Below are 20,683 nucleotides of genomic sequence, written 5' to 3'. Positions count from 1 at the left end.
GGGTCTGTAAGCACAATTACCTCCTTCATCCGATGTGGGTAACATGTAGTTTAGCCAGGTTACATTTATCACGCTAAGTAATTATCAGAAGTGTGAGCTAAGCGGAATCTTTACTACAAGCGTCGCTTTACTTCGCTCGCTAAGCGGGATCTTAATCGACGATCAAACGCTGAAAAATGGCTGAAGAAACATTGTTTAAGTGAAAGAGCCGCCCGAAGACGGCTCAGCTGAACTTAACGTTCGGGAAGGTCATCCTCAGGAAACTCAGAGTCTTCCGGCGCTTCTTCATCATCACCGGGTATATAGTCGTCGTCGCCAGGAACCTGATTACCTCCAGGAAGCGGGTCAATATCATCGGGTCTTTCTGACATATATTCCTCCTGTTACCCATGTGGGTAAAAGAAGTTTAGCTTCAGGATAAACGGTCTATTTAAGGAAATTGCTGACTTGTGATTCAAGCGTAAATCTGCAAAATTTTAAGCAGCATCCGCTTGGCTCTATAGCGATCTTACGTTCTCTGCCTCATTAATTTCAGGTACTGATCGCGCGCCTTAGGGCTTAACATTTTGCTCAATCTGGCACGCTTTTTTATGCCGTCATTGCGTTGTCATAAAACACGTGCAACGTTTTACACTATTATAATGTTGTTGTTAGCAGTCAGATGTTCAGTGTTTATAAACCCCGTCGCAGCAAGCTCTCCGTACAGCTTGCATTCTGGTAAAGCATTTGAGGAACTGAATGAAGCAAATCATCCGCGGTGATAAAGAACCTTCCCATATTCTTGCAGCAACTCGAGCGCTAGAAGCGCACTACTCCCGCTACGGAGAAGGCAATAAGTATCATCCTGTCATCTATTCCATCGCCTACCGGGCCAAATATTATCAGATAGAGGTTATAACCCGACGTGAAACGATGGTTGCTTCCGTGATCACGGGCGTGCGTAAGCTTACACATCTCTCTGGCGCTGCCTGAGATCGTGTTAAAGAGCGCTGGCTCAACTTGAGCTCTCGCCGATTTAACGCTAAAGATAGACGTATCGGTTTTAAAAGAGGGACAGCATGATGCAGAAAAAGAAATGGTTCGTTTCCTATGCGGTAAAACCCAAAGAGCAGGAAACAAAAACATTCCATACCTTCATCGAGGGCCTGGATGTTGAGGAAGAGTTGGAAAAGCACATCTTTGAAATCAAAGAGTTGATGGAACTGGAAACAGAAGAAATCACCGTAATTTCTGTTAGCTTGGTTTAATGTGATTAGCCGTTCAGTTGGACGTTTTTGTCAGCCAGCCAATTCAGGCTAACGAAACCTTCCCTGGCGAAGAAAGGCGACCTTTGCTCAGGGTCGCCTTTTTAATGTCATCCGCAGATTTATTCGTACTACCCATAGTGATTAAACATCAGGTGGATGGCATGTTTTCGCTGCGTTGTTTACGTTGGGTAAACCAGATAAATGCGCATGAAAGCCCGGCTAGCAACGCAGCGCCAGAGAATATCCATGAAACATTGCCGGGAATGAACACCATGAATGAAGACAAAAACTGCCCAGAAAATATCGCCATGGCAAGATAAGCCAGGTTTCGTCCGCGCACCGCTTCTTCGCTGTGATCCACCGTCATATGGTTTACCAAGGGAATTGACAGGCCGAATCCGCATCCGAGCAAAACACCCCCAAGCATGAAAATAGGCAACGCCGCAGCGAATGAAAACATCAAATGTGCGGCAAGGTAACAGACAAAAGCGATGATCAGCGTACGATGGCCACCAAGTTGTTTCATAACTTCAGGCATGACCGCAGCGGCAATCACCGCAATCAGTGAAATGAAAGAGAGGAAATAGCCCGTTTCAGCTGCGCCAATACCCTGTTGATGGAAATATTCTGGAATCAAAATGATCGCAGTGAAAAAACTCACCATGGATAACAGCGCAGCCATATAAACCGGTTTAAGTACCCCTGAAACGGGGGTTTTGGCGACCTCACTTTTCTGAGGTGCAACAGGATGCGGCACGAAACGCAGCTGCATCAGCAGCAATACCCAGCCCATCAAATAGAGCAAAAAGGGCCAACGCCAGCTCAGTGTTGCAAGAATGCCGCCGATAAACAGAAAGATGACTCCGCCGAGTTCAATCGACATGCCCTGACGGGCAATCATTTTCAAGCGAGCATCGTCTTGATAGAAGCTGGAAATTAAGCCCGTACCTGCCGACATGACAATGGCAGTCGCGCCGCCAAGCAGCAAACGATCAAGCATAATGGCATAAAAACCATGAAGGAAAACGCCACCTGCGCCCAATACACCATACAAAAATAGGCCCCACGCTAAACTGTGCCAGGCGCCGAAGCGATCGATCAGGCGGCCAGCCAAGGGGCCAAATACCACAACACCAAGAGAAGGTACCGTAACTAACCAACTGGCGGCATGACTTACGCCTAATGCGGGCGCGATTTCACTTAATCCAGGGACAATGACGCAACCCACCATAATAGTAAGGCATGCCACGCCGAGTAACGTAAACGCCCCTGCATTTCGAAGTTCAGCCACAGAATCACCCTTGCCATTTATCCGCATATTGGTTTGTTTATCCATTATACGGATAGCGTGCACAATGACGAGTGTTGCCGCTGAATAAAACATTCATGATATATTCTCCGCCTGCTGTAGGCGAAACGGTAAGGAGAGCGGAATGCGTGAAGCAAACGAAAATCAGGGTTCACAGGTGATTATACGTGCGGCTCAGATTCTGCGTGCGCTTGAAAACCAACCGCTAGGGTTATCGATTACTGCGTTAGCAAAAGAGACGGGATTGCCACGCACGACAGTGCATCGTTTGGTGATGTCGCTGGAATCTCAACAACTTCTGATCAACGGCGTTAACGGCGTGCAGCTGGGCCCGGCTTTAGCTCGCCTCGCGGCTTCTGCCCATACCGATCTCGTGACCCTTTCTCGCCCCGCTATGGAAATGTTAAGCCGGCGTACCCATGAAACAGTTAATCTCAGTGTTTATCGCGGCATGCATGTCGTGCTGGTCAGCCAGTATGCTTCGGATCAAGAGCTACGGGTGATCTCTCCATTGGGAACAGCGTTTCCTTGCCATTCCTCTGCCCATGGCAAGGCACTTTGGGCTTCTCAACCACCAGCCAATATCGATACATTCCTTAAATCAGGTCTGGACGCACGAACAAAAAGTACAATCACTCACAAACAGGCGTTACTAACGGAACTGGAAACAGTACGCAATGCAGGGTTTGCCATCGATCGCGAAGAGCACGCACGCGGGGTATGCGCCATTGGCGTGGTATTGAATACGCATCTCAGCGAACAATATGCACTTTCTATTGCTGTCCCAGCCCTGCGCTTTGAAGAGAAATATGATTCTCTTTTATCGATGTTGATGCAGTGCAAAGCAGAAATTGAAACATTGCTTGATGCTGCAAATTGAGCCTGCCAGACGGAACAGTATGCCGAAATCAATGTTTTCACCTGTTACGAGAACGCGTAAAAGGATGTTGTAACTATGGACTAAAAAGATTTGATGATGTCACTGTCTGGTAATGACCTGCCATAACAGCAGGCCTTTAATTATCACCAGCGGGTTTTTTGCATATCAATAACGAAGCGATATTTCACATCACTCTTTAACATGCGTGCAAACGCAGCTTCAGTTTCATCACCCTTAATCATTTCGACATCGGCGGTAATGTTGTGTTGCCCACAGAAATCCAACATCTCCTGCGTCTCACGAATGCTGCCGATCGAGGTGCCGGTAATGCTTAAGCGACGAAAGACCATCGGCGTCACGTTGGGTGATGGATGCGGCTGATCGGGAATCCCTACCAACACCAGATGACCATTGGTTTTTAGCGTGGCGAGATACGGATCGAGGTCGTGAGGCGCTGCGACACAATCCAAAATGATATCCAGCGAAGTTTGGCACGCAGCCATTTGTTCAGCATCACGTGAAACCACAACGCGTTTTGCGCCCAAGCGCAGAGCATCTTCACCTTTGTTCGGCGAAGTGGTAAACAAGGTAACTTCCGCGCCCATTGCGCTAGCCAGCTTAACCGCCATATGACCCAAGCCGCCTAAACCAATCACACCCACGCGATCACCGGCTTTCACATTGAAGTGGCGCAGCGGCGACCAAACGGTAACGCCCGCGCACAACAGCGGCGCAACCGCGTTTAATGGCAAGTTATCTGGAATAGAAACGACGAAACGATGATCGGCCACCACATGCTGTGCATAACCGCCAAATGTCGTGCCGCCAGTATATTTATCGGTACCGTTATAGGTTGGTGTGAAGCCTTCAGCACAGTATTGCTCTTCCTGCTGCTGACAGAAATGGCAGTTGCCGCAAGAATCGACCATGACGCCAACGCCGACAATGTCACCCGTGTTGAAGTTAGCGACGCTCTCACCCGTTTCCACGATGCGTCCCACGATTTCATGTCCCGGAACCAACGGATAGCGGCTTACGCCCCACTCGTTACGGGCCATATGCAAGTCAGAATGACACACGCCGCAATAGAGAATTTCAATCTTAACGTCATCAGCTTGCATGTCGCGCAGTTCAACTTGACCCGCTTTTAGTGGCTGTGATGCATCATCGGCAATCAGTGCATTAATTTTCATTGTGGCCTCCTGAATCTCTGCCGTTCTGGCAGAAAAGAAAGCGACACACTATAGACATGTGGCTCCCAAGTTGATAGTAGTTACCTTTTAGTTACCGTCTATTAAGGAGAGGATATGCCTGCCTGGATCGAAGGGAAATTATGCTTTTTTGCCGATTCGCCACCGCGTAGATTGCTTGAACTGTTCGCAGTGAAATGGAGCACCATGGTGTTGCATGCGCTCTATCACTGGCCGAAAAATTGCGCGCGTACCGGCGAGCTTGAGCGAAGCCTGCAGGGCATTTCAAAAAAGATGTTGATTCAAACCTTACGTGAGCTTGAGCAGCGCGGATTAGTTTCGCGTTATGTGTATGAAGTGGTTCCACCCAAAGTGGAATACAGTTTGACGCCGTTAGGAAAAACGTTCGCCGAGCCCATTGAGGTGATGTATCAATGGGGGCTTGATAATCAGGCGGCGCTGGATGAAATGGAAGCGAATGCTCGCACCGCGAAGCATTAAGCTGATTTACGGGCCATCAGGCGCGCAAGCTTGTCACGATCGACGTCACTGGCAGGATTGAATACCACCAGACTCAAGCCGGGTTTACCCTCAACGGTAAAAGTACTGTATTCAAGATCAATCAAGCCCTCCTCAGCGATGAAAAGTTGTTTAAAGCCTTCGCCGTAATGACTGACATCTTGCGATTGCCACATTTCACAGAAGGTGGGGCTGAGCGATGAGAGTTCTTCGATGAGCGCCTGAGCATGCGAACTGGCACCGGTGCGAGTGATATCGGCACGAAAGTTTGCCACTAAACGACGGGCCGCCGCTTCCCAGTTAGGCAGTGCAAGACGTTTCTTTGCCTCATCTTTAAACAACATTTTCATTACGTTGCGCTGTTCCGGTGGCAATGCGGCGTAATCGACAAAGAGTGTTGCAGCAGATCGGTTCCAGGCAACGACCTGCCATTCGGCGGTTTTAACCAATGCCGGCGTCATCGTCATGCTGTCCAAAACGCGTTGAAGTTGTGGGGAAACGCAGATACCACTCTGATATTCGACGCCAGGCAATCTATTTTGCGCCAGCAAAAACAGATGTTCGCGTTCGGCGGCTGACAGATCCAGCGCCTGAGCCAGACGCTCTAAAACCTCTGTCGAGGGTGCGCCACCACGGCCTTGCTCCAGCCAGGTATACCAGGTTGCGCTTACGCAGGCCCGCATCGCAACCTCTTCTCGCCGCAAGCCTGGCGTGCGACGACGTTGCATTGAATAACCCAGTTGTGCGGCATCCAGACGAGTTCGTCGGTCACGTAGGAAATTCCCAAATCGGTTATCTTCGCTCATCACGCATCCTGTTAGTTTCAATACCGGTATAACGTCACGACTTTTCGCATTTTATTGACGCTCTATCATAGGTTAATACCAAACCCTGAGGAGCAGGATTATGCGAATTTTTGTGACGGGCGCGAGCGGTTTTATCGGTTCAGCCGTAGTCGACACGTTATTAAAACGCGGCCATCACGTCGTGGGTTTAGCCCGCAGTGATGCGGCCGCTGAGCAACTCAACGCGCTGGGTGCCGAAGTGACGCGTGGCTCGCTAGAAGATATCGCGAGTTTGCAGTCCGCCGCTGAACAGGCTGATGGCGTTATCCATACAGCATTCATACATGATTTCAGCCGCTTTCAGCATTCTGTTGAGGTCGATCAACGGGCGATCAATGGATTAGGCGATGCGCTGGCAGGCAGCAACAAACCCTTGATTGTGACATCCGGCACCATGTTATTGCCGCTTAACCATCTGGCGACTGAACAGAGCCCTACTGAAATGGGACGCAACCCGCGCGCGATGTCCGATATGGCCGCGCTGGCATTGGTCGGACGCGGGATCCGCAGCGCATTGGTGCGGCTACCGCCAACCGTTCATGGCGCGGGCGATCATGGTTTCATCCCGATGCTAATTGCGCTGGCGAAGCAAAACGGTGTTGTTGTCTATATCGACGAGGGCGAGAACCTTTGGCCGGCGGTTCACCGCTACGATGCGGCAAAACTGTTTTGTTTGGCGGTGGAGCACGCGGCGGCGGGCACATCACTGCATGCTGTTCAGGAACAGGGCATTTCTTTCAAACAGATAGCAGAAGTGATTGGAACCGGACTTAACCTGCCCGTAAAGTCAGTGACGCTGGAGGAAGCACCGCATTATCTTAGTTGGATGACACACTTTGTGGCGGCCAATAACCCCACCTCAAGTCGCTGGACGCAAGAAACGTTGGGTTGGCTACCTTCAGGACCGGATCTGCTCAGCGACTTACGCAACACAGATTATTTTTGATTGTTATAAAGGCATGTATTGTCAGTGTTAAACAGCAAAAGGGCCGCATCTGCGGCCTTTTTGCTGTGTGGTTAACGCCGTTAATCAAATGGGAATTCACGCGCCAAAACGCGAGAAATAACGTTCAATGCACCTTCATCATTATTGTTTTCCGTTTTGTAACGGGCCACAGCGCTGACCGAGTCCACCGCATTTGCCATCGCAAAGCTAAAATAAGCCTGACGCAACATCTCGATGTCATTCGCGCTATCGCCAATAGCCAGAACTTCGCAATCGCTGATGCCCCATTTTTCTTGCAGCAAGGCGATACCGTGCGCTTTATGGCAACCCGGAATAATTAAATCGATAAAACCAAAGCCGCTGGAAACGGGATGCATGATGTTTTCAACTTCGCCGAGTTGCGTATGTAGGCGTTCCAGCAGTGCATCAACGCCTTCGTGGGCAAGATTGAGCGAGAATTTAAAAATGGTGTCATCAATGTCGTAAAGATCGTCGCGCTTTTCCAGTCGATAGTAGTGATTCGTCAACATGGCAACGACGTCATCCGATATCGATGAATGCACATAGGCTCCTTTTTTACCGCATACGACGGTGCTGATTTCAGGCTCTTTCGCCAAAATATCTAACACCTGATGCACTTTTTCTTTGGCTAACTCACCGCAAAAGATCTCTTCATTGCTGTCAGAAACCCACGCGCCATTTTCAGCAACAAAGGCGATTTCATCTTTGAGTTCGGGAAAATAGCGCTGCAATTGATAATATTGATTACCACTGGCTACAACAAAACGGATGCCCTTCTCTTTCAATAACGCATATTGGCGCGAAAACCGTTGGACGTTGTACTGCTTGTTTTCATCCAAAAACGTACCATCCATATCAACTGCAATCATTTTTACTGCCATTTCGCCCACCCCTTTGCTGACGCCGTGTTGTCCTTTCGGCTTGTTAACGTGATGCCTAAAGCTTAATCGCTGTGTGGATTAATGAGAATTCAAATAATGAGTTTGTGAAGCGGTTTAGGAGCGTTCCTTAATGAATCCTGTGTTATCGCTCACGCTTTTTGTCGTTGCATTAATGTTAATCTCGCCTCTATTATTACGAACGAAGACTACAAAACTTACGTTCGAAACTCAACCCTGTATCTGGCGGAGCGATATATGACAGTAAAATCACAGGCAACACCTTTACCTCAAGATATCAAAATGGCCATTCGACAACTGAAGCAGCAGCTCCGCCAGCAAATTGGCGACGTTGATGCGCTGTTTGCCAAGATTTGCAGCCGTATTGAAAAGTCGATTGAAGACGCAAAAGCGGATGAATTAAAAACCGGTAGTGCCTGGCCGAGCATCACGTTGCAGCAAATCGCAAACAATACGGTTTCGAATGAAACCCGCGATCATATCAAACAGCGCGGCTGTTTAGTGGTGAAACAGCAGTTTTCTCGTGAGCAGGCGCTCGCCTGGGACAAGTCGATGCTCGACTATCTGGACGCCAATGATTTTGACAAACAGTATCGTGGCCCCGGCGATAACTTTTTCGGGAGCCTTGATGCTTCACGTCCAGAAATCTACCCGATTTACTGGTCTCAGGCGCAGATGCAGGCGCGACAAAGCGATGCGATGAATCAGGTTCAGTCGTTTCTTAATCGCTTATGGAGATTCGAATCCGAGGGCAAACAATGGTTTGATCCCGATGTGAGCGTTATTTATCCCGATCGCATTCGCCGACGTTTGCCTGGCACCACCTCCAAAGGATTAGGTGCGCACACCGATTCCGGTGCGCTGGAACGCTGGTTGCTTCCCGCCTATCAAAAAGTTTTTGCCTCTGTTTTCAGTGGCGATATTGATGCTTACGATCCCTGGAATGCGGCTTATCGTACCGAAGTGAACGAGTACGATGTGCCGGATACCACGAAATGCTCGGTGTTCCGTACTTTCCAGGGTTGGACAGCGTTATCCGATATGATTCCAGGTCAAGGCTTGCTGCATGTGGTTCCCGTGCCAGAAGCTATGGCATACGTGCTGCTGCGGCCACTTCTGTCTGATGTTCCTGATGATGAACTGTGCGGCGTTGCGCCGGGCAAAGTCCTGCCCATCAGTGAGAAATGGCATCCACATCTGATAAAAGGATTAAGTTCCATTCCAGCGCTTGAAGCGGGTGATTCCGTATGGTGGCATTGCGATGTCATTCACTCAGTGGCACCGGTGGAAAATCAGCAAGGTTGGGGCAATGTGATGTATATACCCGCTGCGCCGCTGTGTGAAAAGAATCTGGCTTATGCACATTTGGTGGCGAAAGCGCTGGAGCAAGGCCGCTCACCGGGAGACTTCCCGCCAGAGAATTATGAAGCTGAATGGAAAGATCGTTTCACGCTGGCAGATTTAAACCTCAACGGCAAACGTGCGCTGGGCTTAGCCTGATGACGATCCGCGTCGCCAGGCGGCGCGGATTCTCTGTTAAACTGTGCCCCTTATTTTCTAGCGAATAGCCGACATGAACGCACGTCATCAACAGATTATTCAATTGGTTAACACGCGAGGCAGCATCGCCGTCAGTGAACTGGCGCAGATCACCGGTGTTTCTGAAGTCACGGTACGTCAGGATCTCAACATGCTGGAGCGCGACCAGTTTCTTCGTCGCGTTCACGGGTCGGCCCTTGCGCTGGACAGCGATGACGTAGGCATGCGCATGAATACGCGTTACGGCATCAAGCAGGCGATTGCCAGCCACGCCGCCAGCCTGATCAACGAAGGTGAATCGGTTTTTATCGAAGGTGGCAGCACCAATGCTTTGCTGGCACGCACATTATCCGATCGTCGCGATGTTACCGTTATTACTGTCAGCCACTACATTGCTCACTTACTCAAAGAGGCGGCTTGTGAAGTGATTGTATTGGGTGGCATGTTGCAGAAAAGCAGTGAATCGATGGTCGGCCCTCTGACGCGTTACTGCGTACAGCAGGTTCATTTCCATAAAGCCTTTGTCGGTGTTGATGGCTGGCATGCTGAAACCGGCTTCACAGGCCGTAATATGCTGCGCTGCGACGTCGTTGATGCCGTGCTGGCGAAGGGTGTTGAAACGTTCGTTCTGACCGACTCTTCCAAGTTTGGGCAAATCCATCCTTACCCACTGTCGCCGGGTTTTCAGGTTCGTCGGGTGATAACCGACAGCGCCCTTCATCCCACCCTCCTGACACAACTTCAGGAACAGAACGTGGCGGTTATTCAGGTTAATGAGAAGGTCGTCTGAAATGTGGGTGCTTTAACCTTGCCCCTGTTTTAGGTGTAATGTATGGGTGAACAGAGAGAAGATTCCGTTCGCCCTCATCAACACGTTTTTTAATACATAAACCCTGCGTGCTAAAAACAAGGCCGCCCCTTGCCATTCTGGGACAGATTAAATCGTGTATTTAGTCAATAATAACAGCGCTGAAAGGGATTTAATTTGGGAATTAAACGCGTAAAGCAGGAATGTTTTATAACTAATAAAAGCTAAAAAGTAACTAACGTATATTACAGGCCGCGAAGGTTATTTTAATTAAATAAGCCGGTATTCTTTACAGAATTACCGGCTCTCTTCAACACGATTACGCGACCAAATCTTGTTCTTGCTGACGCGCCCTGCCAGGCCATTTTTTGAATGCGACTATTGCAATCAACATCGCTGACAGGCCAAACAGCGCCCCAACATAACCCACTGAGGAGAGTGAAAGATCAATGCTGACGGTTTGACCAACCAGCGCGCCTAAGCCAATACCAATGTTGAAAATACCTGAGAACATTGCCATACCGATGTCGGTGGCTTCTGGGGCCAGCGTCAGTACTTTCATCTGCATTCCCATACCGATGATCATGAATGCAATACCCCAAAGCGCACAGATAGCGATCAAACCGCTCATACTGTGGGCAACGCTTACCATTGTCATCAAACACAGGGTGAGTAGAGCTATCGCGCCAATCAGCAGGTTCGACAGATGTTTTTCACCATATTTGCTGAAAATAATGCTGCCACTGATCCCAGCCACACCGAAGATAAGCAGCAGCAAAGTGGCGAAGTTATGGCTCATTCCTGCCACTTGTTGCACAAACGGCTCGATATAGGTAAACGCGCTGAAATGCGCCGTAACAACGATGACCGCCAACGCATACAGGCTTAACAGCGCTGGATTCGTCAGTAATCCCGGCAGGCTTTTCAGTGATCCACTCTGTTCAGAGGTGACACGCGGCATAATTTTGATAATCATCGCCAACAGAATCATGGCGGCAACACCAATAACTAAAAAGGTGACGCGCCAGCCAAAACTTTGCCCAATGATACGGCCAAGTGGCAAGCCCAGCACGGATGCCAACGCCGTTGCCGTTGCCAATAAACCCAACGCCTGAGCGCGCTTCCCTGCAGGAGCAAGGCGAATAGCCAGCGAAGCTGTAATGGACCAGAACAGCGCATGTGCAAGCGCCACGCCAGCGCGGCTCACCAGCAAAACGTCAAAATTCCAGGCGAAAAATGAGAGCAGATGGCTACCCGCAAACAAACTGAACAGGCTCAGCAGCAGCACGCGCCGATCAATTTTGCTGGTCATCAACATGAGTGGCAGCGACATAAGCGCCACTATCCAGGCATAAATTGTCAGCATGACGCCTGCCTGCGCACTCTCCATGCCAAAGCTCAATCCAATATCGGATAAAAGCCCAACAGGAATATATTCTGTGGTGTTAAAAATGAATGCTGCAACGGCAAGTGTTAAAACACGCAGCCATGCAACTTTACGGGACACCGTTTGCAAGTCAGACATAATTAATCAACCCTGGAACCTGAAATAAGAAAGCGCGCAATGGTAATGGCGCGAGCTTCCTTCATTCAAGCTTAATGTGATCAATGTCGCATTTTTCGCAAATCTGGCGCGTTGGGATTAGATATATTCAGCCATATGATTAGTATTCTCTATCCGAATCAAAATAAGTCTTATCATAAAAAATAAATGAGCCGTTTTTTATTCTTGATATCGATATAATTTTTAATTGGGATTATTAAATAATATAAGCTTCCTTGCATCTCATTTCACATCGCATTAACAGAACCACTAAGCACGGCTACATTTCTCCTGTTTTTTCCGATACTCGCGTGGGCTAACGCCCATGTGGTGGCGGAATATGCGCGAGAAATAGAGCGGATCGTTATAACCCACGGTCAGGGCGACCTGCGTTATCGCAAAGTTGGTTTTTTGCAGCAGCTCGCAGGCACGGGCGACACGCTGTTTTTCGCGCCAGGCCGATATCGTTTGGCCCGTCTCTTTCTTAAACAGGTGCGCTAAACGCGAAGGTGAAAGGCAGGCGAGTCGAGCCAACTGGTCGATATGGGTTTCTTGCGTCATGTGCTCATTAAGAAACTGGCAGAGTTTTTTAATACGCGGATCGATTCTGGGTTGCCGAAAGTCTGGCTGAGCGCGAAAGCACTCCAGAATTACCTTTTCGACAGCGTTCATTGCTAGCGCTTCCGCTAGCGGCTCATCGCTGACGCTAAGCTGAATAGCCTCCATAAAGCGCGATCGCATTTCTTCGGCTTCTTCAGGTGCCGTTAATACAAGCCGCCCGATTCCTTCCACACATTGATTCCATTGCAGCCACTCAAGCCAGTAAGTGCGCGGAATGAAATAAATCCACAAATGATCCCAATATTCACTCTGTTCATCGCGGCCGTAATGATGCGGCACGCCCGCCGGAAACAGTAAAACCTCGCCGGGCTGGCACTGAAAACTACCTTTGGAGGTATAGATTTTGCCACTGCCACGCAGGGTTAAATTGAGGATCACTCCCTTCATGCCGCCTGCGCGGTGGATAAAAAAGTCGAGTTTGCTGCCACGTGTAATGGGCGTAAAACCGGCTACCATCCAGGCGTTAAAAGTAAAACGCCGGACCAGCGGGGAAAAACCGACCATGCCTGCTTCTTCAACCTGTGCCATTTCTTATGTTCTGCCGGGCTTGATAAGGTCAGGCAGCATAGCGCAACGGAATATTTCCGCTGCGCTGCTGCTCCGATCTTGAAGCTTTTCAGAATGTTGGTCGTTATGGATGCACCTGTAGCGTGATTGAGGACGCAACAATTGACGCCTCAAATTTGCCCTGCGCAAGGTCTGCGGCGACCTGCGGATAGATGTCATCAAGCCGATAAAAATAGAGCAACGCCATGTTTAACAGCGCGAGTACCAACGGGAATGCGATAAACAGAAACTGGATCATCTGTAATGCGCTGGCGGGTTGAACGCCGCCACCACTGACAAATCCCGCAGCGCTTAGCATCCAGCCAACCGTCGCTGTACCGAATCCCATACCGACTGTCTGACCAAGCGTACCGGCGCTAAACAGAATACCTTCAATACGCAGCCCGGTTTTCCACTCGCCGTAATCAATGGTGTCAGCCAGAAAGGCGAACATCGTTGCCCCAATGCCACAGAACCCAATACTGCGCACCACCGTGGCGATAATCACAAACAGTGCATCTTGGCGGTTAAATAAAGGGATCAAATAAGCGATACAGCATATCGATAAGCCAAGCAGCGCCAGATTTCTTTTGCCTAGCTTCTTGATGAGAAAAGGAATGATAAGCAGCGTAAGCAGTCCCGGCAGATACTGCGCCACGCTAATCCACGACATCATCGAGATGTCTTTCAAAATATATTTTGAGTAGTAAACGCTGATGGTGCTCAACATCGTCAGGCTGGTAAAAGTGATCATCAAATAAAAAAAGATCATCATCCAATACTTGTTCGCCAGCATTGAGCGCCGCACGCGGTGAAAAGAGATGTGCTTACGATTATCATCGCGTACCGGTTTTATGCGCTCACGCGTTCCAAGGGCGGTAATCGTCAGGAAAACAGCGGTAAATGTGCCGTATAGAGCAAAAACCACCAGCCAGGCGCGGCTATCGTTGCCCAGCCAGGCGATGAGCGGCAACGTAATTACGCCAACGGTCAGCGAGCCGCAAGTAGAAAGCCCTTTGCGAAATACGCTAAGAATGCCGCGTTCTACGGTATCGCGCGTGATCAGCGCCAGTAGAGAACCGTAGGCGATGTTATTAGCCGTAAAAAGAATGTTTGCCAGCAAATAGGTTACGCAAACCCAGGTGACTTTCACCGTATAACTGGCGTCCGGTACGCACGCGAGGAGAAAAGTTGAGAGACCAAACGGGATGGCAGTCCACAACACCCATGGCCTCGCTTTGCCGTAACGTGTTTGCGTTTTATCGATGCGGATGCCGACCCAGATGCACAGCAAGCCATCCAGAACACGGGCAATAAACATCAACGATCCAATCAAAAACGCAGGCACACCGACCACATCAGTGTAGTAATACGCCAGAAAAGTCACCATCAAGGTGTAAGTCAGATTCGTGCCGTAATCGCCAAAACCAAATGATAAACGTTCACGCAGACCTACCGGCGGGTGGGTTGTAATTTGTGGATTCGCTTTCATAACGCCTCCTCGCCACACAGGATGCAGAGATCCCAACCCGCAATGTCCAGCGTTTCTCCCTGTTCAACGGCGTGGTTGTTCAATAATGAAGTGGCCCGTAGCAAAGGGTTTTTCGCCTGTTGCAGTGTAGAAGAGTAATTGAGCAGGAAAATCACTGTTTGCTGCGTCTTGGTTTTCGCTTTCCGTACGATCAGGGGAAAGGCGTAATCTGAGCGTAGCGGCGTTAATGCTGGCGTGGCCAGAAGCCCGCTAAAGATGTGCTCCATGCCTTCGCTCGACAGGTTACAACCAATATAGGTCGCCGAACCTTCGCCATACGTGTTACGGGTGATAGCCGCATATTTACCCCAGTAAGGATGCTCATAGCGCGCCAGCACTTCTGTTTCTGCTGAGGTGGGCTGCAATAATTCCATCCAGTCTGTTACGCAACCGACATCACCTTCTAACTGAAAAGTCTCTTGCGACAACCGCACATCATCAGGCTCAACAAACAGCTGATAGGAAACGCCACACGCTTCGCCAATAATGCCCGGCTGCAAGGCGGTGCGCACCTGCAGATTTTCATCTGCGAATCCCGATTTAAAAGAATAAATGATATGCCCGCCGCGCTCGACAAAGGTATTCAGGCGTATCAGCAGTTCATCCGATGCGGCATACAGCAACGGCACAATTAATACGTCATAACGCAGCGCGCGAGGATCATCAGCGTCAAGAATATCCAGCTCGATATTCAGCCGATACAACGCGTCATACCAGCTACGGAAAAGGTCGTTGTATTGATGCGCCTTGTCACCGCCAAATTGATGCCCGCGCCACGGATGCCAGTCCACCGCCGTCAGACAACGGTTACTGACCAGCATCGCCACGCGATTGCTCTTGGTCAGGCCCGCTAATACGGGGGATAACCTTTCAAGGCTGTTGCCAATGCCGCACGCTTCATCATAAACAGGATTCGGCAGCAGATCGTGGCTGAGTAAACCTTTCCAGTAGGTTTCCCAGGAATTATGAATTGAGTGCCAATGCCAGTAGCCGACCATTGACGCACCGTTAGCGATGTGGCTAAACGCTTGTAATCTCAATTGCCCCGGATAAGGCGTCCAGTCTTTAAACGCTTGCGCCTGGGTTTCCAATACAAAGTAGTTTTGATCTTTAGTCGTGCGGGCAATATCACCTGTAAACGCGATTTCCGCGCCAGTAAGGCGTGATTGCCCGGGATGATAGACATCCACACCGGTCACATCCAGCAGGCGTGACGTGGCAAAGTGGTCAACTTCAGCGCGCAGGCCAAATGACCAGTTGCGCCAGTCAAAATCGAAATTGTGAGTGATAAATTGCGACGCTGAACGATACTGTTTCACCAACTCGACCTGCCACGACAGGAAATCGATCACTAACTGGCGCTGAAAAGCTTTGAACTCCGCGCCAAGGCTGGCATTGATAGTGCCTTCCACTGACGGGAAATCTTCCCAGGCATCCACGCGGTTGCTCCAGTAATCCAGCCCAAAAGCGCGGTTAAGCGAAGCCAGATCATCATTAAATTTTTTGCGTAGCGACTTAACAAAGGCCACCTGAATGTGGTGGCCACTGGTTTCATAATATTTGGTTTCGTTATCAACCTGAAAACCGATGACAGCAGGATGTGCAGCCGTGGCCTCTAATAACTGACGAATAATACGTTCGGCGTAATAGCGATAAACCGGGCTAGCGATATCCATTTTTTGTCGTGGCCCATATTTATTCTGACCCTGCGGCGTTGTCGCCAACACTTCTGGATAACGTTTTGCCAGCCAGGCGGGTACGGCATAGGTAGGTGTACCGATAATCACGCTAATGTCATTTGCATGCATGCGATCAAGAACCGTTATTACCGAAGAAAAATCAAACTCGCCTTCTTGCGGTTCATAGGTGCTCCAGGTGCTTTCAGCGATGCGTACATAATTGATGCCCGCTGCTTTCATCATGGCGATATCTTTTTCCAGACGCTCTTCTGGCAGATATTCACGATAATAAGCAGTACCAAACCAAATCTTCTCCATTCGCATTCCCGCTTTGTTTGCCGCTCAGGCTGCTAACTTAGCGGAAAGCTTCGATGCGAAGCTGTAGACGGCTGTCGCCAACATACAGAAATCTGCTATCGCCTTAAGAGTCTGATCGCGATCACAAAACCGCGGTTAAGCCGATTGACCCACGCTTGGGCGCCTTTAGCGCGCGCTGTAATGAGATAACGCGCAGGTTATATCCCCCTTTTATCTCGGTTTGCTGTGTATCGATTTATGCCGGGAACGCTTTGCACTGATTAAAATAATTTGGCATATTTTTTGACCCGGTGATGAGTCTGATAGCGTTACCGGACAACGCCAACGTGAGTTTTATTTTTTTATTTAGGGAATGCTTGAAGGAAAATGAAGAAATTATTTGTCTACGGCACATTATGTCCGGGCCGCTCTAATGCACATATTCTGGAAAATATTGGCGGTGAATGGCAACAAGGTTATGTAACGGGGACCTTTTATGAGCGGGGCTGGGGAGCAGCAGCAGACTTCCCAGGCGTTGTGCTGGATAAGAACGGCCAACGCGTCAATGGTTACCTTTTTTTCTCTGACAAGCTTGAGCCGCATTGGCCGATGCTGGATGAATTCGAAGAGGGTTATGATCGCGTTGAAGTGAGTGTCACAACAGCAGCAGATCAACAGGTTACGGCTTGGGTATATCAACTTCAGCCACAAATCAGCTGATAATCTACTGAACTGGCCCTTCCAAACCAGCGCGGCCTCACTGACATTTTCGTTGTTTCGCTGGTTCCACTCATCACCTCATCCGCGTATTTAATCCTCTCTGTAACTGTTTCTGAAACCCCCGACTTGTAAACAGATGAAAATATTCTCCTGAAACATTAATTCAAATGTGGCTGAAGTTTTCATAAGCAATTAATTAGCAGCAAAAGCTAAAACAGATAACACAAAAGGGTATTTGATAACATCCATCACAACTTGTTAACAAGGTTCGTGATTATCAACGTTGTCGAAGTTGATCAGCGCTAACAGTGCAACAACGTCTAACAATCAATCGTGTTTACGCTTTCCTAATGGCCGGCTTTACCTTCCGTATTCTGAGGAGTTCGATAATGAAAGCATTAGTTCAGGATGTTTTATCTATATTTTCCCATCCGACCGTTAAACCCGTATTTATCCGTTCAGGGTTATCTTTTCGTGAAAAAAACTCCATTCAGCCTATGGGAGTCACATCGGTAAGTTGGGCGACATCCATGGAGGAATTAAATGACGCCTTGTTACATAAAGCCCTGGATGCGGGTGCCGTGGGATATCACATCACCGAAGTCGAATCTCACAAACAAGGTAAAGATGAGCAGTATCTGCTAGCCGCGACGGCGACGCTGTATACCCTCAATGAAAAAGTCGCTTATGGCTAACCCGTGACGTTTAATTATTTATCGACAACAAAGGCATTCATTAACTGCTCAACAGCACATTGTCTTATTTTTATTGCCGAGACAATGTGTTTTTTTACACCACTTTAAACCTCCCCTCATTTGCATAGCCTATTTTTTAATAAATTTCAGTTACGAAATTTCAATACTCTTACATTAATAAAGGAATCTACTCTTTTCTTTCTGTTACGTGCAGAGTTTTCTCCGGCAGCTTTGATTTTGTTATCACAACCTTCAGTTAAATCACGCTGTTTACTGTAGTATCCCCGTTTTGTTTATTATTCGTACTCAACTGAACAACGCCACCTTTTAGCATTCCCTGCGCTGGTACTTTTCTTCGGTTGATAAACAGAGTCTATTTAGTCAATGTAAAACATTCGTCCCCTCATCCCATTACTTTTCACTTAAGAGAACTTATGTCTACTGTGATTACTTCCAGCTGTGTTTATCGTGTCGGCCAAGACAGTTTCGAAGGCAAACTGGTTTATACCGATAACAATTCCTCTCCGCGCCCCGGTGTGGTCATGGCACCAAACTGGATGGGTGTGACATCCACTGCCATTAAGCAGGCAGAAAAAATAGCCGCAGAGGGCTATGTGGTTTTGATTGCTGACCTCTATGGTCAGGGGAAGCGACCTGCATCAGGTGATGACGCAGGAAAATATATGATGGAAGTTAAAGATACGCCCGCTGAAGTTGAACGCATGAATGCCGCGCTGGTTGCCTTGGTGAATCAAAAAGAAGTGGCAGTTTCAGCCAGTAAAATTGCCGCTATCGGTTTTTGCTTCGGTGGCCATTGTGCACTTGAATTAGCGCGTAGCGGTGCTGATATTAAGGCTGCTGTTTCTTTCCACGGTACGCTGGATACCAGTGGCTTATATGAAGATAAAGAACTCAAAAGCGCCGTATTAGTCCTGGACGGTGCTGCCGATCCACTCGTGCCGAGAGAGCAGCTTGCCGCGTTTTCTCATGAAATGACGACTAAGAATATTGACTGGCAATTAATCAGTTATGCAGGTGCGGTGCACTCGTTCACCGATCCAACGGCGAATGTTGAAGGCGTTTCCCAATATAATGCTGATGTTTCACGTCGCGCATTTAAATCTATGTTCGCACTGTTTACCGAAGTCCTTTAATCCTTTTAGTTTACTGCCGTGGTGTCTGGATATTCAGGCACCACGCTTACCACCAGCGCGTGAGTTATGTCATTGCTTATTATTTATCCCACCTGACATTTATAATCAGAATCCGCACTATTCGATAAAAGCTTTTCCCTGCTCTTTTTTGAAACAGTGATAAATTGCTCGCCCTCAGGCGTCTGCTCTGCCCGAGAAAAGGGTATCTACTGAATAAAATAAAATAGACAGGGTAATTGAACGTGAACAAATCTTTGCCGTTAGCCATATTCGTGACACTCAGCGCGAATTCGGCCTTTGCCAGTACTGAGCAGCAAAATAATGGATTCATCGAAGACAGCCATCTTGATGTATTACTTCGCAACGCTTATATCAAGCGCGATTATAAAGATGAAGGCGTACGCGATCGTGCGGAATGGGGCCAAGCCGTTATTGCTACCTATTCATCCGGTTTTACGCAAGGCCCGGTAGGATTTGGTGTTGATGGTATTGCTCAATATGCTGTGCGTTTGGATGGCGGACGCGGTCGTAGTGGTGCTGGCGGCATCGACTTTTTTGCTCAGGACCAGGATGGAAAAGCAAAATCCGACCTCGCTAAATTCGGTGCTACTTTGAAGATGCGCTTCTCAAATACCGTGCTGAGCTACGGGACTCAGCGCCCTGCTCTGCCCATTTTGAACAGCGATGATTCCCGCCTGCTGGCCGAAACCTATACCGGTTTTATGCTCGACTCTCAAGAGATCGAAGGCCTGGATGTCAGCGCGGGTTACTTTACCGATGAACAACAGAAAAGTGATGACAGCCATGATACCGGCCTCAGTAGCCTGGCTTTTGCTGGCGCCCACTATCAGTTTAACGATCAGTTCAGCGGTGGGTTTTACGCTTCGCACGTTCAGGATGTGCTGAACAAGCAATATCTGAATCTGAATTATCGCCAGCCTTTAGTGGCTAACCAGGCACTGATACTCGATTTCAATGGTTATAACTCACGGCTTGATCAGTCTTATGCAGACAGCCAAAATACCGGGCGCAGCAATTCCATTTGGAGCCTGGCGGCAAGTTACGTGTGGGATATTCACACGTTTAAACTGGCTTATCAGCAGAGCAGTGGCAGCACGGGATACCATTATGGTGGGTATCGCAATCAGGGTGGCACTGGCGATGGCGGCAATACCATTTGGCTGGCGAACTCCTATTGGTCAGATTTCAATGGTGAAGATGAACGATCCTGGCAGGTCGCTTACTCGGTTGATCTGGCGGGATTAGGTGTTTCTGGGTTGAGCTATGATGCAGCGTATGTCCGCGGTGACAATATCAAAACCTCGGCATCCAGCAATGGACATGAGCATGAATTCTTTAACCAGATCCAATACAAAGTTCAGGATGGATTCGCTAAAGATTTAAAACTGAAATTGCGTTATTCGATTCTACGCGTTTCGTCAGATGCAGCCGATTACAATATCGGCGGTAATGAAGTTCGTGTCTTTGTTGAGTATCCTTTCTCACTGTTGTAATCCGATTTGATGTAAATTTCTCATTAAAGCAGTGGCAACGCACTCAGCCACTGCTCCTTTCAATGCGAAGTGAAATATGCTCACAGAAAAAACGTTATTGTTTGTTCTGCTCGCCATCAACCTTCCGATTAAATTAGAGCGAAAGGCTGTTGCATGTAGGATCGGTTTTACTACAGCTTC

At 48.6% G+C, this 20,683-nt stretch carries 20 protein-coding genes; 11 read left to right on the top strand and 9 right to left on the bottom strand.

What is annotated here, in order from left to right; all coding sequences use genetic code 11:
- Positions 1-233: 233 nt before the first annotated feature.
- Entirely contained in the window at positions 234-371 is a 138-nt protein-coding gene (locus tag MUG06_RS16940; protein WP_215848469.1) for a hypothetical protein, read from the bottom strand.
- Between the two features lie 367 nt (positions 372-738).
- Between MUG06_RS16940 and MUG06_RS16935 the strand changes: the two genes are divergently transcribed.
- Together MUG06_RS16935 and MUG06_RS16930 are read left to right on the top strand one after the other, a co-directional pair.
- On the top strand, positions 739-972 hold the full coding sequence (locus MUG06_RS16935) for a DUF4060 family protein (protein ID WP_243079341.1): 234 nt from the start codon (positions 739-741) through the stop codon (positions 970-972).
- Between the two features lie 86 nt (positions 973-1,058).
- Positions 1,059-1,247 (top strand): hypothetical protein, encoded by a 189-nt coding sequence (locus MUG06_RS16930; RefSeq protein WP_243079340.1) that lies wholly within the window; start codon positions 1,059-1,061, stop codon positions 1,245-1,247.
- A gap of 148 nt (positions 1,248-1,395) precedes the next feature.
- On the opposite strand, the gene MUG06_RS16925 is transcribed toward MUG06_RS16930, so the two are convergent.
- Positions 1,396-2,538, bottom strand: a complete 1,143-nt coding sequence (locus MUG06_RS16925; protein WP_243079339.1) for an MFS transporter — start codon at positions 2,536-2,538, stop codon at positions 1,396-1,398.
- Between the two features lie 142 nt (positions 2,539-2,680).
- Here MUG06_RS16925 and MUG06_RS16920 point away from each other — a divergent pair, with 142 nt between their 5' ends.
- Entirely contained in the window at positions 2,681-3,436 is a 756-nt protein-coding gene (locus tag MUG06_RS16920) for an IclR family transcriptional regulator (protein ID WP_243079338.1), read from the top strand.
- 143 nt (positions 3,437-3,579) lie between these two features.
- On the opposite strand, the gene MUG06_RS16915 is transcribed toward MUG06_RS16920, so the two are convergent.
- A complete protein-coding gene (locus MUG06_RS16915) occupies positions 3,580-4,629 on the bottom strand; it encodes an NAD(P)-dependent alcohol dehydrogenase (RefSeq protein ID WP_243079337.1) in 1,050 nt (349 codons plus the stop codon).
- Positions 4,630-4,743: 114 nt separating this feature from the next.
- On the opposite strand from MUG06_RS16915, the gene MUG06_RS16910 reads away from it, so the two are divergent.
- Complete coding sequence (locus tag MUG06_RS16910) at positions 4,744-5,127, top strand: helix-turn-helix domain-containing protein (protein WP_215848473.1); 384 nt, start codon at positions 4,744-4,746, stop codon at positions 5,125-5,127.
- On the opposite strand, the gene MUG06_RS16905 is transcribed toward MUG06_RS16910, so the two are convergent.
- Positions 5,124-5,951: a helix-turn-helix transcriptional regulator gene (locus MUG06_RS16905; protein WP_243079336.1), complete on the bottom strand. Its 828-nt coding sequence runs from the start codon at positions 5,949-5,951 to the stop codon at positions 5,124-5,126. The genes MUG06_RS16910 and MUG06_RS16905 overlap by 4 nt on opposite strands.
- Before the next feature lie 100 nt (positions 5,952-6,051).
- On the opposite strand from MUG06_RS16905, the gene MUG06_RS16900 reads away from it, so the two are divergent.
- The gene (locus MUG06_RS16900) at positions 6,052-6,936 is read left to right on the top strand and encodes an SDR family oxidoreductase (protein ID WP_243079335.1); all 885 of its coding nucleotides are present in this window, start codon (positions 6,052-6,054) and stop codon (positions 6,934-6,936) included.
- Between the two features lie 80 nt (positions 6,937-7,016).
- Here MUG06_RS16900 and MUG06_RS16895 read toward each other — a convergent pair whose 3' ends face one another.
- Complete coding sequence (locus MUG06_RS16895; RefSeq protein ID WP_215848476.1) at positions 7,017-7,838, bottom strand: Cof-type HAD-IIB family hydrolase; 822 nt, start codon at positions 7,836-7,838, stop codon at positions 7,017-7,019.
- A gap of 255 nt (positions 7,839-8,093) precedes the next feature.
- Here MUG06_RS16895 and MUG06_RS16890 point away from each other — a divergent pair, with 255 nt between their 5' ends.
- Together MUG06_RS16890 and MUG06_RS16885 are read left to right on the top strand one after the other, a co-directional pair.
- Positions 8,094-9,356 carry a DUF1479 domain-containing protein gene (locus MUG06_RS16890; RefSeq protein ID WP_243079334.1) on the top strand — a complete coding sequence of 421 codons (1,263 nt, stop codon included), beginning with the start codon at positions 8,094-8,096 and terminating at the stop codon, positions 9,354-9,356.
- A gap of 73 nt (positions 9,357-9,429) precedes the next feature.
- Complete coding sequence (locus MUG06_RS16885) at positions 9,430-10,185, top strand: DNA-binding transcriptional regulator YciT (RefSeq protein WP_243079333.1); 756 nt, start codon at positions 9,430-9,432, stop codon at positions 10,183-10,185.
- A gap of 337 nt (positions 10,186-10,522) precedes the next feature.
- Here the strand turns inward: MUG06_RS16885 and MUG06_RS16880 are convergent, their stop codons facing one another.
- The 4 genes from MUG06_RS16880 to MUG06_RS16865 all read right to left on the bottom strand — a co-directional run bounded on the left by MUG06_RS16880 (position 10,523) and on the right by MUG06_RS16865 (position 16,441).
- Positions 10,523-11,728, bottom strand: coding sequence for a sugar transporter (locus MUG06_RS16880; protein WP_215848479.1), 1,206 nt, complete (start codon positions 11,726-11,728; stop codon positions 10,523-10,525).
- Between the two features lie 288 nt (positions 11,729-12,016).
- Positions 12,017-12,895, bottom strand: coding sequence for an arabinose operon transcriptional regulator AraC (gene araC / locus MUG06_RS16875; protein ID WP_243079332.1), 879 nt, complete (start codon positions 12,893-12,895; stop codon positions 12,017-12,019).
- Between the two features lie 103 nt (positions 12,896-12,998).
- Positions 12,999-14,405: a glycoside-pentoside-hexuronide (GPH):cation symporter gene (locus tag MUG06_RS16870; protein WP_243079331.1), complete on the bottom strand. Its 1,407-nt coding sequence runs from the start codon at positions 14,403-14,405 to the stop codon at positions 12,999-13,001.
- The gene (locus MUG06_RS16865) at positions 14,402-16,441 is read right to left on the bottom strand and encodes a beta-galactosidase (RefSeq protein WP_243079330.1); all 2,040 of its coding nucleotides are present in this window, start codon (positions 16,439-16,441) and stop codon (positions 14,402-14,404) included. The genes MUG06_RS16870 and MUG06_RS16865 overlap by 4 nt, the downstream gene beginning before the upstream one ends.
- 366 nt (positions 16,442-16,807) lie before the next feature.
- Between MUG06_RS16865 and MUG06_RS16860 the strand changes: the two genes are divergently transcribed.
- The 4 genes from MUG06_RS16860 to MUG06_RS16845 all read left to right on the top strand — a co-directional run bounded on the left by MUG06_RS16860 (position 16,808) and on the right by MUG06_RS16845 (position 20,503).
- Positions 16,808-17,140 carry a gamma-glutamylcyclotransferase family protein gene (locus MUG06_RS16860; RefSeq protein ID WP_243079329.1) on the top strand — a complete coding sequence of 111 codons (333 nt, stop codon included), beginning with the start codon at positions 16,808-16,810 and terminating at the stop codon, positions 17,138-17,140.
- A 389-nt stretch (positions 17,141-17,529) separates the two neighbouring features.
- A complete protein-coding gene (locus MUG06_RS16855; RefSeq protein ID WP_243079328.1) occupies positions 17,530-17,835 on the top strand; it encodes a DUF1471 domain-containing protein in 306 nt (101 codons plus the stop codon).
- 434 nt (positions 17,836-18,269) lie between these two features.
- Positions 18,270-18,989: a dienelactone hydrolase family protein gene (locus MUG06_RS16850; protein ID WP_243079327.1), complete on the top strand. Its 720-nt coding sequence runs from the start codon at positions 18,270-18,272 to the stop codon at positions 18,987-18,989.
- A gap of 242 nt (positions 18,990-19,231) precedes the next feature.
- On the top strand, positions 19,232-20,503 hold the full coding sequence (locus tag MUG06_RS16845; protein WP_243079326.1) for an OprD family outer membrane porin: 1,272 nt from the start codon (positions 19,232-19,234) through the stop codon (positions 20,501-20,503).
- Positions 20,504-20,683 lie beyond the last annotated feature (180 nt).

It is taken from the genome of Pantoea sp. MQR6, from assembly GCF_022761075.1.
Lineage (GTDB): Bacteria > Pseudomonadota > Gammaproteobacteria > Enterobacterales > Enterobacteriaceae > Pantoea > Pantoea phytostimulans.
Note: the sequence above shows the minus strand (reverse complement) of the source record. Positions and strands in the feature narration are given on the sequence as shown.

What these genes read in the sequence shown, in the direction of transcription:
- araC (WP_243079332.1), bottom strand. Translation starts at nt 12,895, where the DNA reads ATGGCACAGGTTGAAGAAGCAGGCATGGTCGGTTTTTCCCCGCTGGTC.
- MUG06_RS16890 (WP_243079334.1), top strand. Translation starts at nt 8,094, where the DNA reads ATGACAGTAAAATCACAGGCAACACCTTTACCTCAAGATATCAAAATG.
- MUG06_RS16935 (WP_243079341.1), top strand. Translation starts at nt 739, where the DNA reads ATGAAGCAAATCATCCGCGGTGATAAAGAACCTTCCCATATTCTTGCA.
- MUG06_RS16850 (WP_243079327.1), top strand. Translation starts at nt 18,270, where the DNA reads ATGTCTACTGTGATTACTTCCAGCTGTGTTTATCGTGTCGGCCAAGAC.
- MUG06_RS16895 (WP_215848476.1), bottom strand. Translation starts at nt 7,838, where the DNA reads ATGGCAGTAAAAATGATTGCAGTTGATATGGATGGTACGTTTTTGGAT.
- MUG06_RS16910 (WP_215848473.1), top strand. Translation starts at nt 4,744, where the DNA reads ATGCCTGCCTGGATCGAAGGGAAATTATGCTTTTTTGCCGATTCGCCA.
- MUG06_RS16900 (WP_243079335.1), top strand. Translation starts at nt 6,052, where the DNA reads ATGCGAATTTTTGTGACGGGCGCGAGCGGTTTTATCGGTTCAGCCGTA.
- MUG06_RS16920 (WP_243079338.1), top strand. Translation starts at nt 2,681, where the DNA reads ATGCGTGAAGCAAACGAAAATCAGGGTTCACAGGTGATTATACGTGCG.
- MUG06_RS16870 (WP_243079331.1), bottom strand. Translation starts at nt 14,405, where the DNA reads ATGAAAGCGAATCCACAAATTACAACCCACCCGCCGGTAGGTCTGCGT.
- MUG06_RS16860 (WP_243079329.1), top strand. Translation starts at nt 16,808, where the DNA reads ATGAAGAAATTATTTGTCTACGGCACATTATGTCCGGGCCGCTCTAAT.
- MUG06_RS16855 (WP_243079328.1), top strand. Translation starts at nt 17,530, where the DNA reads ATGAAAGCATTAGTTCAGGATGTTTTATCTATATTTTCCCATCCGACC.
- MUG06_RS16930 (WP_243079340.1), top strand. Translation starts at nt 1,059, where the DNA reads ATGATGCAGAAAAAGAAATGGTTCGTTTCCTATGCGGTAAAACCCAAA.
- MUG06_RS16865 (WP_243079330.1), bottom strand. Translation starts at nt 16,441, where the DNA reads ATGGAGAAGATTTGGTTTGGTACTGCTTATTATCGTGAATATCTGCCA.
- MUG06_RS16905 (WP_243079336.1), bottom strand. Translation starts at nt 5,951, where the DNA reads ATGAGCGAAGATAACCGATTTGGGAATTTCCTACGTGACCGACGAACT.
- MUG06_RS16940 (WP_215848469.1), bottom strand. Translation starts at nt 371, where the DNA reads ATGTCAGAAAGACCCGATGATATTGACCCGCTTCCTGGAGGTAATCAG.
- MUG06_RS16880 (WP_215848479.1), bottom strand. Translation starts at nt 11,728, where the DNA reads ATGTCTGACTTGCAAACGGTGTCCCGTAAAGTTGCATGGCTGCGTGTT.
- MUG06_RS16885 (WP_243079333.1), top strand. Translation starts at nt 9,430, where the DNA reads ATGAACGCACGTCATCAACAGATTATTCAATTGGTTAACACGCGAGGC.
- MUG06_RS16915 (WP_243079337.1), bottom strand. Translation starts at nt 4,629, where the DNA reads ATGAAAATTAATGCACTGATTGCCGATGATGCATCACAGCCACTAAAA.